This is a genomic window from [Pantoea] beijingensis (assembly GCF_022647505.1).
GTDB classification, from domain to species: Bacteria; Pseudomonadota; Gammaproteobacteria; order Enterobacterales; family Enterobacteriaceae; genus Erwinia; species Erwinia beijingensis.
In genome coordinates, this window is record NZ_CP071409.1 from 232,480 (window position 1) to 248,047 (window position 15,568).

Consider the following 15,568-nt stretch of genomic DNA (forward strand, 5'->3'; position numbering starts at 1 on the left):
GCCGTCATATTAGTTTCAGGGTTGACTTATCGGTCAAAGAGATGCGATTTGGCTACGGGGAATGGTGTAGCTGTTTCGCTTGTTCCTAATAAGGAGTCTGTGAATGCAGTCCAATGGCAATCGTCGTCACTCCACCCTGGCGGTGGCGTTGTACGAACTACTTAATCCCATCTACCTCGGCTTCTTCGTCGCAGCATGGATTTTCGATATCATTTACCTCAACAGTACTGAAGTGTACTGGACTCAGGCATCCAGTTGGTTGATAGCGCTTGGTTTATTTATTGCTATTATCCCGCGCTTAATTAACCTGGTGCAGGTATGGGTGGGTGTTTCATATCCACAAGGCTCCGCTATCAAAATGCATTTTTGGCTTAATTTGATCGCGATTGTCCTGTCTATTTTTAATGCTTTCATCCATAGCCGTGATGTGTGGGCCGTTGTACCTGCGGGCGTTACACTGTCCACGATAGTTGTGGCCTTATTGTTAATTGCTAACTTGCAGCTCGCGTTACGCGACCGCACCGCTTAAGGAGGAGTCCAGATGCGCAAATCACGTCTTTTACCATGGTTAACCTTGTCTCTGCCTCTGATTATTGCAGGTTGCGACAACGCTTCAACCTTGGATCCGTCAACGCAAATTGGTGACAATCCCGAACTGCCAAAAGCGCAAAATTTTCTGTTACCACCGATGAAAGTACCTAGCGGTATTTCATGGACGAATGACGAAAAGCCAAAAGTAGCTGACGGATTAAAAATTGAAAAAGTCGCTGATGGCTTTATGCATCCGCGTCAGGTTTATGTCCTGCCAAATAACGATATTCTGGTGGTTGAATCGAACGGTCCTGGCGGCCCGATCAGCAAACCGAAAGAGATCATTATGGGCGTGGTGCAGAAGGCGGCCAGCAAAGATGGTACGGGTGGCAACCGTATTACGCTACTACGCAATGCTAACGGCGATGGTAAGACCTGGGAGAAACATACTTTCCTGGAAAACCTGCATTCACCGTTTGGCGTGCAGCTCATTGGCGACACACTGTACGTTGCCAATACCGATAGCCTGATGAAATACCACTATGAAAGCGGCGCAACTCAAATTACCGATCCTGGTGTTGAGGTTGGCGATCTGCCTGGCGGCCCGATTAACCACCACTGGACCAAATCTCTGCTTGCCAGCCCGGACGGAAGCAAGCTGTATATTGGTGTGGGTTCTAACAGTAACATTACTGAGAACGGTATCGGTGCTGAATTCCGTCGTGCTGCTGTTCTGGAAATGGATACGGCCACGGGTGCCAGCCGCATTTTCGCCAGCGGGTTACGTAACCCAACGGCACTGCAGTGGGAACCTCAAACCGGTAAGTTATGGGCGGTCATTAACGAACGTGACGAAATCGGTGCTGACCTGGTACCAGATTATCTTACCTCTGTACAAGACGGCGCTTTCTATGGCTGGCCCTACAGCTACTACGGACAAAACATTGACGAACGCGTTCGTCCACAGCGTCCTGATTTAGTTGCGAAAGCAATCAAACCAGATTACGCGCTGAGTTCGCATGTGGCACCGCTTGGCCTGTTGTTCTACACCGGAGATAACCTGCCTGCAGAGTATAAAGGCGGTGCGTTTATCAGTGAACATGGTAGCTGGAACCGTAAGCCACTCAATGGTTATCGCGTTGTTTGGGTTGCGTTCAAAGATGGCAAACCTGTTGGTCAGCCAAAACCTGTGGTTACCGGCTTCCTGTCTGACGATGAGTCACAGGTTCATGGCTTACCGGTAGGATTGGCGATGGACAAAAAGGGCGCAGTAATTCTGGCCGACGATGCGGGGAATACCGTATGGCGCGTGTCGGGAGCTAATGCGCAGTAAATAATATCGTCATTAGCTTTAGATAATGACGTGCTAAGCGCGCCGGACAACCAGTGATTGTTGTCCGGCGTTTTTTTTGTCCCCTGACAAATGATGGCGCTACATTAAGAAGGTTGTACTAATGAGTGATATGCGTGAACGTCTACGTGGGCTTAAAGCTCTTCCCGGGCCTTATACTCCATTCGATATTACCGCCGCGCCTTCCCATCCGGCATCCCTTTTTACCGAATGGCTGGATATGGCCATCGCTGCCGGATTGCGTGAACCCCATGCCATGACGCTTTCAACCGTAGATAGCGAGGGCTTTCCAGATGCCCGCGTGTTAATTCTGAAGAATGTTGATGCGCACGGCTGGCACTTCGCAATAACCCGTAACAGCCCTAAAGGGCAGCAAATAGCGCATTGTCCGCAGGTTGCCATCACATTTTACTGGCCGTTACTCGGTCGGCAAGTTCGTCTTCGCGGCAAGGCAATTGACCAGGGCGATCAGGTTAATGCTAGCGACTTTCGTGCCCGTCCGTTGGGATCAAGGGCAGCGGCACTATTGGGGCGGCAAAGCGAACAACTGGAACATCCGCAAGAACTGGACGACGCACTGGTGGCACAGCTGCGTGAACTGGAAGCGAACCCGGAGAAGGTTGCTCCGCACTGGGCAGTTTATGCCGTATTACCGGAAAGTGTGGAGTTCTGGCAGGGGGATGAACAGCGTCGACATACGCGACTACGTTATCTTCGGGAAGGTGACAATTGGAGAACAGAACGGCTCTGGCCTTGATTCCTGTCTGATTGGGAGAAGGTATACCCGCAACGTACTGCTACGAGTATACCTTTTATTCGTCTGGCCGCCTTATCAGGGAGCACCCCGTTCCGGGGGTTGGCCACCCTGATGCAACTTACTTATACAGACTTAGTTAATATCTGGATGCTGATGCACCAGATGTTTGCGCTTTTCTTCCAGCTCAGCAATCTCTGCATCTATATCCTCGATTTTTTGTTCGATATTATCGTGGTGCTCTTGCAGAATTTCTTTTGCTTCTTCCAGATCCGAAGCCGCAGGCGTTGCGCCACGCAGGGGCTTATTTGCCGTCTCCTTCATCGTAATGCCAGTGATTAAGCCAATCACAGCCACTACCATCAGATAATAAGCTGGCATATACAGATCGCCTGATGTTTCAACCAGCCAGGCGGCCAGCGTAGGCGTTAGACCGGCGACCAATACTGAGATATTAAAGGCGCTGGCCAGCGCGCTATAACGGATATGCGTTGGAAACATCGCGGGCAGAGTCGATGCCATTACGCCAGTGAAGCAGTTTAGGATCACTGCCAGCAGCAGCAGCCCGGCAAAAATTAAGCCGATTACGTTGCTGTTAATCATCATAAATGCCGGGATAGCCAGAACCATCAGCGCGATACTGCCAATAATAACGAAGGGACGACGACCGAAACGATCGCTCAGCAGCCCCATTACTGGCTGCACAAAGAGCATACCGATCATGATAGCGATAATGATTAGCACGCCATGATCTTCTGAATAATGCAGATTATGCGACAGATAGCTTGGCATATAGGTCAACAGCATGTAGTAGGTCACGTTGGTAGAGATCACCAGACCAATACAGGCCAACAGGCTTTTCCAGTGCTTAGTCGCGATCTCTTTAAACGAGATCTTCGGTCCTTCACGTAGCCCATCCCGATCTCCCTGCTCAAGCTTATCAACGTGCTGCTGAAACGCGGGTGTCTCTTCTAGCGCGTGGCGCAGGTAAAGACCGATGATACCTAGCGGCAGCGCAAGATAGAACGGCAGGCGCCAACCCCACTGCAGGAAGCTCTCCTCGCCAATGATCGCGGAAATCAGAACAACGATGCCCGCCCCCAGTACAAAACCGGCAATCGAACCAAAGTCGAGCCAGCTTCCCATAAATCCACGTTTACGGTCGGGTGAATACTCTGCCACGAAGATAGAGGCGCCGGTATATTCGCCACCGACGGAAAAGCCCTGTGCCATTTTAGCCAGCAGCAGCAGAATAGGTGCCCAAATGCCGATACTGTCATACGACGGTATCAGGCCGATGGCAAAGGTGCTGAGCGACATAATGATAATGGTGATGGACAGGATCTTCTGTCGGCCATATTTATCGCCGAGCGCACCGAAGAACAGGCCACCTAATGGACGAATCAAAAAGGGAACTGAGAAGGTTGCAAGGGCGGCAATCATTTGCACGCTCGGATCGGCGCCCGGAAAAAACACTTTACCTAATGCATAGGCAACAAAGCCATAAACACCGAAATCAAACCATTCCATGGCATTCCCCAGGGATGCCGCAGTAATGGCCTTACGTAATCTTGCGTCATCAATGATAGTGACATCATCTAACGCGATTGGCTTTACACGCTTCCTACGTAGCTTCATATAAATCGCCTGTATTTTTTACCCAAAATGAAAATTCCCATCGGCCAGCATAGTCGCTAAAACGCCAGCTGGCCGCATGTAAGAGAAAATTTTATCTGGCCATTTGATAGCCATTGAGCGGTGCGGAATCGCAATGCGTACCGTGTAAAATGCAGCCGCCCGACCATACAGTATATCGTCTGAATGACCATATATGTAATTTTCTGTCAGTTTATCTCGGTTTCTGCCAGATAATCGGGCTGTAAATTTATCTGGCACAGAGATAACTTTTCATTGCTCAGAGGATTATTCGGTAGAGGAGATCATAAACCGCATCCTTACTTTTTCTGTGAGCGGCTCTTGCGTAACGCATGGTGCATTGTGTGCCTTGTTATCGTGCAAACCCGGGCGATACATCGGGGGCTTATCTCTCCGTGCAGCGACCTTGCTCTGTTCTGAACTTGTATCCAGGCCAGTATTCATCTGGCTTATCCCATCTCATAACGTCTGCACGAAGAAGGCTGGCCTGCTTTATGCATAAGCCTTAGAGAAATATGGCACCTGATGAGAGAGTAATGAGATGCGGGATATCCTGGATACAGATGCACTGCAATTAGCCGCGCTGATAAAGTGCCGTGAGCTTTCTGCTGTTGAAGTGGTACAGGCGTCAATAGCGCGCATGCAGCTGTTGGAACCTACGCTACATGCCTTCTGCACACCGACCACCGAGCAAGCGCTGGCTGATGCACAGCAACTGGATAAAAAGCTGGCGCGAGGAGAGGACGTGGGTGCGCTGGCGGGAGTCCCCATTGCTGTCAAAGACCTCATTTCTACTGCTGGTGTGAAAACCACTTCTGGTTCGTTCATTTATCAAGATTTTATTCCTGATGAGGACGATATCGTTGTGGAGCGTGTCAGGCAGGCAGGTGCCATTATCCTCGGAAAAACGACCGCCCCGGAGTTCGGCTATAGTGGCGTCGGTCATAATCCACTATTTGAGTCACCGCGTAATCCGTGGAATACGGCGCTAACACCTGGCGGATCAAGTGCCGGTTCTGGTGTTGCGCTGGCGGCACGGATGTGCCCGCTCGCGCTTGGCAGTGATGGCGGTGGGTCGGTGCGTATTCCGGCAGCGCACTGCGGCGTTTACGGCTTTAAGGCATCAATGGGACGGGTACCGCTCTATCCTGGCTGTCGCGATGAGCGTTATCCCGGCGTTTCAAGCTGGGAGTCGCTTGAGCACATTGGACCAATGACGCGCAGCGTTGCGGATGCTGCGCTGATGATGTCAGTTATTGCCGGGCCTGATATGCGCGATCGACACTCAATCCCCGGTGGTGATGTTGACTGGCTGGCGGCAACGCGTCGGAATATTAAAGGATTGCGTATCGCTTACAGCGCTGATTGGGGATACGCCGCTGTTGACCCTGAGGTTCGTGCCATCGTTGGCCGCGCCGTTAGTGTTTTTGAGCGTGAGTTAGGTTGTATCGTAGAAGAAGCCGATCCTGGTTTTCCCGACCCACGTGAAGCTTTTATGGCGCTGGTCGCGATGGATACCGACCTGGTGGGGATGCGTCGGCTGATGGAAACCTATGGCGATAAAATGTCACCACATTTGGTCGCCATGCTGCGTCAAAACTGGAGCGCCGAAGATTTCACCAATGCGATAACCACTCGCAAGGCCGTGACGAACAGTATGTGGCGCTTTATGCAGCGTTATGACCTGTTAATCACGCCAACACTTGCGACGCCACCTTTCCCTCTTTATATGCAGGGCCCGGAAATTATTGACGGACGCATGGTGGCCAATAACGAATGGCTGGCGTTCTGTTTCCCACTCAACCTGACCGGGCAACCGGCAGCATCGTTACCGGCCGGGTTGACGTCATCAGGATTGCCCGTTGGCTTACAGCTTGTGGGCAGGCATCTGGATGATGCAACCGTACTGGCTGCCAGTGCGTTATTCGAACAGGCACAGCCCTGGATACATCACAAGCCAGCTGTATTACAGCCTTGATGCATCATCTTTGATAAATCCAATGGGGATTCGACCATGAAATCAGAACAGCAAAATACATTGGAACAAGAATTTGAACATGGACCGGTTCCGTTAACTCACCGCCACTCCACTCGTTCAGTTGCAGCCGTGTGGTTTGGTTTTCCTATGATCCTGACCAATGCGCTGTTTGGTGGCATCATCACCTGGCATCTTGGCTTCTGGCCAGCAATATATGCAATTCTGCTGGGTAATCTGGTGCTGTTTGGCTATGTTGGTGCCCTCAGTTATTTTGCCGGTAGCACAGGCCTGAATTTTGCCCTGCAGGCGAAACGTACCTTTGGCAGTAAAGGCTATATCCTGGTTTCCGGATTTTTATCGACGGTGGTGATCGGCTGGTACGCGTTTCAAACCGGACTAACCGGGACGGTGATTCACGAAACTTTCGGCTGGAATGAGCTGGGTGTGAGTGCCTTTGCTATGGTGCTCTACATTGGTATTACTTTTATGGGCGTGCGTGCGCTGTCGCTACTTGGAATGATTGCGGCACCGATGTATGTCATTCTTGGGCTGGTGGCACTGTGGTTTATCTCAGGTGAACACGATCTCAGTCAAATTGTCTCTTTCCAGGGCGGCGGTGCGGCGATAGGTGGAATGACGATGGGAACCGCCGTCACGATGGTCGTTGCGGGTTTTGCCGATTCTGGCACCATGACGGCTGATTTCACCCGCTGGTCAAAAGATGGTAAATCCGCGGTGATAGCGGCATTTTCAGCTTTTCCACTGGCAAACGTTATCTCCTACCTGTTTGGCGTGGTGATCGTCGCAGCGGGTGCTGCGATTGATCCGCTGCAAAACGGCGGTAATTTTCTGCCGTTGCTCATGGGACATGGCGCTGCACTCAGCGTGATCGCCTTTGTGTTTGTGTTTATTAATCTTGGCTCGGTGTGTACGCATTGTCTCTACAATGGGGCGGTGGGCTTCAGCCATCTTTTTGGCAGTAAAATGCGCCTCTGGACGGTTATTCTTGGCGTCATCGGCGGCGTCTTAGCGCTGGTTGGCGTCTGGCACTATTTTCTGTCGTGGCTTAGCCTGCTGGGTGTGGTGGTGCCGCCGTTTGGTGCGGTCATGATTGTCGACCTAATCTTTATGGAGGCGATCAGCCGTGAACGCCCTGCAACGGCATTTCGCGGTAGCGCATTCCTCGCATGGGCGATTGGGAGTGCTAGCGCGGTAATCGCACATGTTTGGTTCCCGGCCTTTGGTGAAGCGGTAATTGGCTTATTAAGTGCGGCCGTTGCTTACAGCTTGTTGGTAAAACAGGCGGCTAAAGCCCCGGTTGCTATGATGCCAGAAAAGAAAAGCGTCTGAGCCACATCAGGCGTTGTAAAACCATGATGTACTAGCGCGTCCCACGCTGTGTGGGGCGCGATATTAGCGGTGCTCGGGACCATTATTATCGGTCCCTGATGGACTTTTTCCCCTCGTGCTGTAACCAATGCTGCAGCGTGTTACTGTCCATCGCGCGGGCGTAATAGTAACCCTGAATAAAGGTTACGCCGTGGTTAAGTAAATATTCTAACTGCATTTGCGTCTCAACACCTTCCCCAAGAACCTGTAGCGCCAGTTTATCGCCCAGACTAATGATCGCATCCAGTACCGGTGTTTCACTTTCAATGGACTCAATGCTATTGATAAAGCCGCGATCTATCTTCAGGTAATCGAGTTCGAACTGTTGTAAATACTTCAGCGAACAGTGGCCGGTACCGAAATCATCGATAGCAATAGCGAGCCCTTCTCGCCGGAGCAGTGCCAGTTTTTTGGCCACTCCCTCACCATCGGTGATCAGACTACGTTCCGTCAGCTCTAACGTTATCTTTACCTGTTTATCGGCGAGTTTTTGGACAAACTGGCGAATATCGCTTACGAAATCGGAGTGCTGCAGATGCTCGGCCGCGACATTAACGCCAAGATGGAAGCCAGGCTTCATTGACCAATGGGCGACATCCCTGGCAATTAAATCCAACAGATGGCGGGTCAGCGGCACGATCATCGTTTCCGCCTCGGCGGCGGCGATAAAAATATCAGGACGAACCCATTTACCATCACGCCGCCGCCAGCGCATTAACGCTTCAACGCCACTGCATGAACCGGCTTTCGCATGATAAACGGGTTGATAATGGACGGTAAATTCCTGGTTCTCTATCGCTTTACGAATATCGTAACGGAAAGACATCTTCCGTTTGAGCCAGCTGCGGACTAACGCCATAAATAACAGCGAGAACATTACGGTCATGGGCAGAAAGGTTAAAAAGATCTGCTGCCAGCTTTTCACGAATGCGGTCGCGGGTGAAGTGACACTAATACTGATGGGGTAGCGCGAAGAGTTAGCGCTATAGCGGCTATTGTCGGCCAGGCTATTGTGAACTGCATTGACCTGGCCTGTTTGAATACGAAAGCCACCGCCAAACTGCATTTCCATCTGGTAGCCGCGTGATATACCCAGTACGCGCATCAAATCAGTAAGGTACTGCCCGTCAACAACTGCAAATACGCCATAGCCTGAGGGTAACGCTCGGTAAAAAATCACCGCTGGCCGATCGGGGGCACCAACCGTGCCATCAATTGATAGCATCTGATCTTTTTTATCCTTTAAGAACTGCGGCAGACGTACCATTTGTTGCAGGGTGCCGGGATGCTGGCCGTAAGCAGAGGAACAAAGTACGTTGTCGCCTTTCGATAAGCCTACCGAGCGGAAATAGGCATAAATTGAACCCAGCCGATGAATATCCTTTTCGATCGGAGCACACTCTCGGCGATCGTATTGCTGTAGTCGGTCGAGCATATCCCATGCCTTATTGGCGATCTCTTCCGCCTGGTTGAGTAAGGTTTCCGTCGTTGAAACCTGCTGATGGCGCACGATCTTCTTCGCTTCAATAAAGGTAAAAACCAGGCTTAACAGCACAGGCAATAGTCCTGCGGCCAGCAAAAGTAGCCAGCTGCGATTGCGTTTCCGTGTGAGGGCTGCCACCACAGGAGGCTCCTTATTTGCGATCACTTGTTGAACTGAGTATGCGGTAATACGTGGCGTATGTTGCAGAATAGCATGTGGTTGAGTGGCTCGGATGATATCTCGGGTAGGGACAACACTCACTGAGTTAAGGTGATATTGACTTTTGCGGTGGTGGATATCGTAGGAATATTAACAACGGCTGACGAGCCTGTCGCGGCCCGCCAGCAAATTGGGATATCAATCGTTAAAAAAGGTCTGCCTGATGGCCAGTTCTACGCCACGAAGTTCCGCCAGCCCTTTTAGGCGGCCTATAGCGGAATAACCCGGATTAGTTTTCTTTTTCAGGTCATCCAGCATTTGATGCCCGTGATCGGGCCGCATTGGGATGGCGCGGGTAGACCCCTGTTTACGACGTTTCTGTTCTTCAGCAAGGATTGCCTTTACCACCTGAACCATATCGACATCACCCCCTAAATGGGTTGCTTCGTGGAAGCTCTTGGGGTTCTCTTCACGGCGCGTGGATCGCAGGTGGGTAAAGTGAATGCGATCGGCAAAGGTTTCCACCATCTTCACTAAATCGTTATCGGCACGAACGCCGTAAGAACCGGTACAGAAAGTGAAGCCGTTGTGAATACTGTCGACGGTTTCTTTTAGCCAGTGCATATCCTCAATGGTTGAGACAATGCGTGGCAGGCCGAGGATAGGGCGTGGTGGATCGTCCGGATGGACGGCAAGAACGATACCGGATGCTTCCGCCACCGGCACGATAGCGCGCAGGAATTCGGCCATATGTTCGCGTAATTTAGCCTTATCGATACCATCATACTGTGACAGCTGAGCCTGAAATTGCTCAACGGTATAACCCTCTTCCGCACCCGGCAGTCCGGCAATAATATTACGAGTCAGCTTCTCAACGTCTTCTGCGCTCATAGCGTGAAAATAGTCTGCTGCCTGCTGTTGTTCCTCATCGCTGTACTCCTGCATGGCGCCGGGGCGTTGTAAAATATGTAGCTCGAAGGCGGCGAAGGCCACGGCGTCAAAACGTAATGCTTTCGAGCCGTCCGGCAGCGGATATTCAAGATCGGTACGGGTCCAGTCGAGTACCGGCATAAAATTGTAGCAGACCGTATCCACGCCGCAGCTCCCCAGGTTACGGAGAGATTGCTGATAGTTAGCGATATAATGCTGATAATCGCCGCGCTGTGTTTTGATGGATTCATGGATCGGGATACTCTCTACCACTGACCAAATTAAACCTTTTTCTGCCAGCAATGCCTGCCGTGCTTGAATTTCTTCAACTGGCCATACCTCACCGTTAGCAATATGGTGCAGTGCTGTGACGATGCCGGTAGCACCGGCCTGACGTGCATCATCCAACGAAACGGGATCGTTTGGGCCGTACCAGCGCCATGTATGTTCCATATTTTTTCCTTACCCTGTAAGGGTGAACTGATTGCTAAAGCGGGGTCGGGATGCGTGAGCCTGTTCACCGTGCTGTATCTGCAGTGTCCTTACGGCATGTGTTACGTCAGTCACGGCCCAATCCCGACCATAAATAATTAACCTTCAATCGGATCTTTAACGATAAAGAAGTAAGCCAATGCGCCCGCGAAGGTGACGCAGGAGCAGATCACCAACGCCATATTGAAAGAGTGGGTCGTATCGACTACCCAGCCAGTGACAATCGGTGCAAAAGAGGCACAGATAAAGCTACCGAAGTTCTGGATACTGCTGACCGAGGCCACCATCCGAGCAGGTGCCATGACCTGTACCAGACCCCAGGCTGAGGTTCCGGCAAAGTGCACGAAGAACAGCGCCAGGCTGATGAATCCCACGGCCATCGTGGTTGAGGTAGACTGTACGACCAACAGCGTACAGGCGGCTGAACAAACCAGACCGAGGCAAATGAGGGCTTTACGGCTTTTTGCCAGCGAATGCCCGCGCTTTGCCAGACGATCGGCAACCGTACCATTAACCAGCATACCGAAAGAGCCGAACAGAAAAGGGATCGCCGCTACCCAACCGGTATTAGCCAGACTTAATCCGCGTTCCGCCTGTAAATAGCCCGGCAGCCAGGAAAGGTAGAGCCAGCCGGTATAGTTCACGCCGCTAAAACCTAAAATCATGCCCCATACGGTGCGGCGTTTGAAGAGCGCACGCCATTCTTGTAGCGACACGCGAGTCTTCTGCGCGGGCTTCGCTCCCTCATCCAGATATTGCTGTTCTTCATGTGTCAGTGCGAAGCGATCGCGATTGCGATACCACGCATACCAACAGAGAGCAACGGCCACTCCAGCCACCCCGATGATCACAAACATCATACGCCAGCCAAAGGCCAGCATCAGTGCGACTAAAATCGGTGGGGCGAATGCCTGCCCAAATGTCGTGGAAGAGTTAAAAATTCCCATTGGCAGGCCGCGCTCACGGGCATTAAACCAATCATTCACCACTTTTACCCCGCTCGGCATAAACGGGGCTTCACCGATTCCCAGGCCGATACGCAACAGAATAAAGTGGGAAAAACTGTTTACTGCGCCAGCCATAGCCTGCATCAATGACCAAAATAGCAGGCCTCCGCCCAGTACGATACGCGGGCCGAATTTATCCAACAACAGACCGCTGGGTAATTGAGATATGCCATAAGAGAGTGAAAAAGCGGAGAGCAGTACGCCAAACTCAGTTGCTGAGAGGCTAAGATCGGCACGGATCGCTTCATTAGCGATCGACAGGGATCCGCGATCGAGGAAGTTGATAATGCCAGCAATAAACAACAACGTGAGCGAAACGGTTTGGATCCGCTTGATGCGATGCGTTTTTTCCAGCGGACTCGCAATGGATGAAAGTGACATATTTTTGTCCTTAATGGCGGATTGCCGCCCCTTTTATCATGTCTGTCGCATTATTATGGGTTCCGGCCCAGCGGTCAGGCCACTGGGCCGATAATGAAGCATAGTCTTGAAACAGAAATGAGTGCCGTGATCGGGATCGCAGGATGAATAAAATGAGAGGTGTGTTTTTTGTCGGTAAGTGATGGCACCAGAAGGTGCGGTGACACAGTGATATCGCCGCAGTGGGCGTGCGCTACGCAATTAATAAATCCCTATGATAAGCTTCGTCCCAGTTTATGCAGCATGCGATAGGCAGGAGCAGGAAATGGAGTTACCGACACTTAAGGTTGAACGTCTCTATCGGCAAATCTCGAATTTGCTGATTGGCTGTATCAAGCAGGGGCAATTTCCTGCGGGTGCGATGTTGCCACCGGAGCGTGAGTTAGCGAAACAACTGGGCGTCAGTCGTTCTTCCATTCGCGAAGCGCTGATCGCGCTGGAGATCACCGGCTGGGTAGAGATCCGCACCGGCAATGGTGTCTACGTTTCTAACCCGATCCCGAAAAGCATTGAAGCCAGCAGTGAAGACGAATTCAGCCTGAAAGATCTCATTAAGGCGCGGCAGGTTTTTGAAGCCATGACGGCGGAAATGGCGGCACGCAACGCAACCGATGAGCAGCGTATTGAGCTGCGGGAAATTACTCAGGATTTGATTCAACTGCATATTAACGACGAGAAATTTCTGCATGAAGATAAGCGTTTTCATTTGCTTATCAGTGAAATGAGCGGAAATGAAGTGCTGAGGGATATGATGGAACACCTGTGGAACAAGCGGAAAAGCTCCCGTTTTGTACGGCTGGAAAGTCATTATGCTGAAACCGATTTTCCACTGGAGATGAACCGCGATCATGAAAATATTGCTCAGGCAATTATTGACCGCGATCCACAACGTGCCAGAACCTGCATGGAACTGCATCTCCAGCACGTTTACGATCGGCTATTTATCGAAAAATAAGTCTATTTTCGATTTGGCCTACCATTGCCGAGCAAGATGGCTAATTTGCTGCCTCCCGGGGTGGTCTCCATCAGGATTTTGCAAACACTGGTCAGCGGTACCGACAACAGCATACCAATGGGACCCAATAGCCAACCCCAGAAAATTAATGACAAAAAAACCACCAGCGTGGAGAGCCCTAAACCGCGTCCCATCATGCGCGGTTCCAGCACATTGCCAAACACCATATGAATGGCCGTAAACAGGGCTGCAACCATCAGCGCATCATAGACATTGTTGAGTACCAGCGCCTGAATCAGGGGCGGTATCCCGGCGATAATAGGCCCGATATTGGGGATAAAGTTAAGCACGAATGCGACTACGCCCCATAGCAGCGCGAACTTTACGCCAATCAATAATAAAGCCAGCCAGACGGCTACGCCGGTGATTAAGCTGATTAATGTTTTAAGCGCCAGGTAATGTGTGACCCCTTTTAACGCCTTATGTAGTCCGGCAATACGGATCTGAGGATTGATCAAGGCGTTACGCAGCTTGTACGGTAAGTGATGCACTTCAAACAGCATAAAAATAACCGTCATCACTAACAGAACAATATTGGTCATCGCACCAGAAAACTGTGTTAGCACCGTACCGGCGACGTTCATGATAGCGTTAGGATCAAGCCTTGCGGCGAGCGCTTCGGTAGAGATATTAATATTCACCCTGGCGGCAAGGTGTTGAACTACTGTCAGCTTTTGTTCAAGCAGGGGACGGATTTCAGGATACTGCGTAGAAAACTCATTCACTGAGCTGGCCAGCATTGCCAGTAAGAGCGTAATGATGATCAGAATCACCACCATAACCAGCGTGATGGCCCAACGACGGCGGACGCCGCGCCGCATTAGCATGGTGACCAGCGGATTGAGCACTATGGCCAGAAAACTCGCCAGCAGAAAAGGCACAATAATATCCGATGCCGCGCGGACTCCTGCCAAAATCACCACGAGCAATGCCATTTTTAATAGCATATTTTGGCCTATTTTTTCCTGCTGCGGTGCGGTCATACACTCTCCTGAAAGGGACGTTACATTTTAGTGTAGACGCCGGGGAGTTAACTTTCTGATTTTAGGAGTTAATGAAGCAAAGGACACGTAACATATCTCTGCTGTCGGGGACTCACAGACTGACCGCTTTAGGGTATAGTCTCCTTTCAGTGTCAAAATTTATTCGATCGCGAGCTTTGAACTCCATGTCAGACCAACCAGCAGCGGAATCAGTACCAAGTGGTTTGCGTTTAAACCTGCGCATTATTTCTACTGTTATCTTCAACTTTGCCAGCTATCTGACGATTGGCTTACCGCTTGCGGTGCTACCGGGATATGTCCATGACGTCATGGGCTATAGCGCATTTTGGGCAGGGTTGGTGATTAGCCTGCAGTATCTTTCCACGTTGTTAAGTCGTCCACATGCAGGGCGCTATGCCGACTTGTGGGGACCGAAAAAAGTGGTGATTGTTGGCCTTTGTGGCTGCTTTCTCAGCGGTGTCTGTTATGCGTTAGCGGCTTTCACAACAGCGCTGCCGCTGCTGAGTTTGGCGTTGCTATGCATTGGCCGGTTAGTGCTGGGCGTTGGACAGAGTTTTGCCGGAACGGGCTCGACATTGTGGGGCGTGGGGATCGTGGGATCGCTACATATTGGTCGGGTTATTTCATGGAATGGTATCTTCACTTACGGTGCAATGGCAATTGGTGCCCCGCTTGGCGTGGTGATTTATCGTACCGGCGGCATACTGCTGTTGGCAGCGGTAATTATGGCCATTATTGTCACCGCCATTGCATTTGCGATACCGCGCCCGACGGTAAAAGGCAGTAAGGGCAAGCTCCTGCCGTTTCGCGCGGTACTGGGGAAAATCTACGGATTTGGCCTTATTCTGGCAATGGGCTCTACCGGTTTTGGGGTGATCGCCACGTTTATTACGCTGTTCTATCAGGCTCAGGGATGGGAGGGGGCCGCGTTTACACTCACGTTGTTTAGCGCAGCTTTTGTGGGAACCCGCTTGCTGTTTCCCGGTAGTATCAACCGTCATGGTGGTTTGAAAGTGGCCGCCTGCTGTTTTGTCGTGGAAGCTGCCGGGCTCTTCCTGGTTGGAAGCAGTCATTTTCCTTGGGAGGCTAATCTCGGGGCTGTGCTCACGGGGGCAGGGTTCTCACTTGTTTTCCCTGCGATTGGCGTAGTTGCCGTGAAGGTGGTTCCCCCACAAAATCAGGGCAGCGCCCTGGCCACCTATACTGCATTTATGGATTTATCGCTGGGAATTACTGGCCCAATCGCGGGTTTAATCATGGGTTACGCCGGTGTTTCGTCTATTTATCTGCTGAGTGGGGTACTGGTTTGCCTTGCACTGGTAGGGACGCTTTATCTCCAACGCCGGACAACGAGCGCTGAATATCACACAACGGATATATAGACCTCTCGGGCGGGAGT

At 51.2% G+C, this 15,568-nt stretch carries 12 protein-coding genes; 7 read left to right on the plus strand and 5 right to left on the minus strand.

Going from position 1 to position 15,568, the window contains the following annotated elements:
- Positions 1–103 precede the first annotated feature (103 nt).
- The 3 genes from J1C60_RS01010 to J1C60_RS01020 all read left to right on the plus strand — a co-directional run bounded on the left by J1C60_RS01010 (position 104) and on the right by J1C60_RS01020 (position 2,639).
- The gene (locus tag J1C60_RS01010) at positions 104–529 is read left to right on the plus strand and encodes a DUF2231 domain-containing protein (protein ID WP_128176934.1); all 426 of its coding nucleotides are present in this window, start codon (positions 104–106) and stop codon (positions 527–529) included.
- A gap of 12 nt (positions 530–541) precedes the next feature.
- Positions 542–1,864, plus strand: a complete 1,323-nt coding sequence (locus tag J1C60_RS01015; RefSeq protein ID WP_128176936.1) for a PQQ-dependent sugar dehydrogenase — start codon at positions 542–544, stop codon at positions 1,862–1,864.
- A gap of 121 nt (positions 1,865–1,985) precedes the next feature.
- Complete coding sequence (locus J1C60_RS01020; RefSeq protein WP_206612509.1) at positions 1,986–2,639, plus strand: pyridoxine/pyridoxamine 5'-phosphate oxidase; 654 nt, start codon at positions 1,986–1,988, stop codon at positions 2,637–2,639.
- Between the two features lie 132 nt (positions 2,640–2,771).
- Here J1C60_RS01020 and proP read toward each other — a convergent pair whose 3' ends face one another.
- Positions 2,772–4,274 (minus strand): glycine betaine/L-proline transporter ProP, encoded by a 1,503-nt coding sequence (proP, locus tag J1C60_RS01025; RefSeq protein WP_128176939.1) that lies wholly within the window; start codon positions 4,272–4,274, stop codon positions 2,772–2,774.
- Positions 4,275–4,833: 559 nt separating this feature from the next.
- On the opposite strand from proP, the gene J1C60_RS01030 reads away from it, so the two are divergent.
- Together J1C60_RS01030 and J1C60_RS01035 are read left to right on the plus strand one after the other, a co-directional pair.
- Entirely contained in the window at positions 4,834–6,270 is a 1,437-nt protein-coding gene (locus J1C60_RS01030) for an amidase (protein ID WP_128176941.1), read from the plus strand.
- A 36-nt stretch (positions 6,271–6,306) separates the two neighbouring features.
- The gene (locus tag J1C60_RS01035; RefSeq protein ID WP_128176943.1) at positions 6,307–7,620 is read left to right on the plus strand and encodes a purine-cytosine permease family protein; all 1,314 of its coding nucleotides are present in this window, start codon (positions 6,307–6,309) and stop codon (positions 7,618–7,620) included.
- 85 nt (positions 7,621–7,705) lie between these two features.
- On the opposite strand, the gene J1C60_RS01040 is transcribed toward J1C60_RS01035, so the two are convergent.
- The 3 genes from J1C60_RS01040 to J1C60_RS01050 form a co-directional block, all read right to left on the minus strand.
- Positions 7,706–9,283: an EAL domain-containing protein gene (locus tag J1C60_RS01040; protein WP_375139766.1), complete on the minus strand. Its 1,578-nt coding sequence runs from the start codon at positions 9,281–9,283 to the stop codon at positions 7,706–7,708.
- A 216-nt stretch (positions 9,284–9,499) separates the two neighbouring features.
- Entirely contained in the window at positions 9,500–10,684 is a 1,185-nt protein-coding gene (gene uxuA / locus J1C60_RS01045) for a mannonate dehydratase (RefSeq protein ID WP_128176945.1), read from the minus strand.
- 137 nt (positions 10,685–10,821) lie between these two features.
- Entirely contained in the window at positions 10,822–12,111 is a 1,290-nt protein-coding gene (locus J1C60_RS01050) for an MFS transporter (protein ID WP_128176947.1), read from the minus strand.
- Positions 12,112–12,415: 304 nt separating this feature from the next.
- Here J1C60_RS01050 and J1C60_RS01055 point away from each other — a divergent pair, with 304 nt between their 5' ends.
- Positions 12,416–13,105, plus strand: coding sequence for a FadR/GntR family transcriptional regulator (locus J1C60_RS01055; protein WP_128176949.1), 690 nt, complete (start codon positions 12,416–12,418; stop codon positions 13,103–13,105).
- A 2-nt stretch (positions 13,106–13,107) separates the two neighbouring features.
- Here the strand turns inward: J1C60_RS01055 and J1C60_RS01060 are convergent, their stop codons facing one another.
- A complete protein-coding gene (locus J1C60_RS01060; RefSeq protein WP_128176951.1) occupies positions 13,108–14,148 on the minus strand; it encodes an AI-2E family transporter in 1,041 nt (346 codons plus the stop codon).
- A gap of 185 nt (positions 14,149–14,333) precedes the next feature.
- Here J1C60_RS01060 and J1C60_RS01065 point away from each other — a divergent pair, with 185 nt between their 5' ends.
- Positions 14,334–15,551, plus strand: coding sequence for an MFS transporter (locus tag J1C60_RS01065; protein ID WP_128176953.1), 1,218 nt, complete (start codon positions 14,334–14,336; stop codon positions 15,549–15,551).
- Positions 15,552–15,568: the final 17 nt, after the last annotated feature.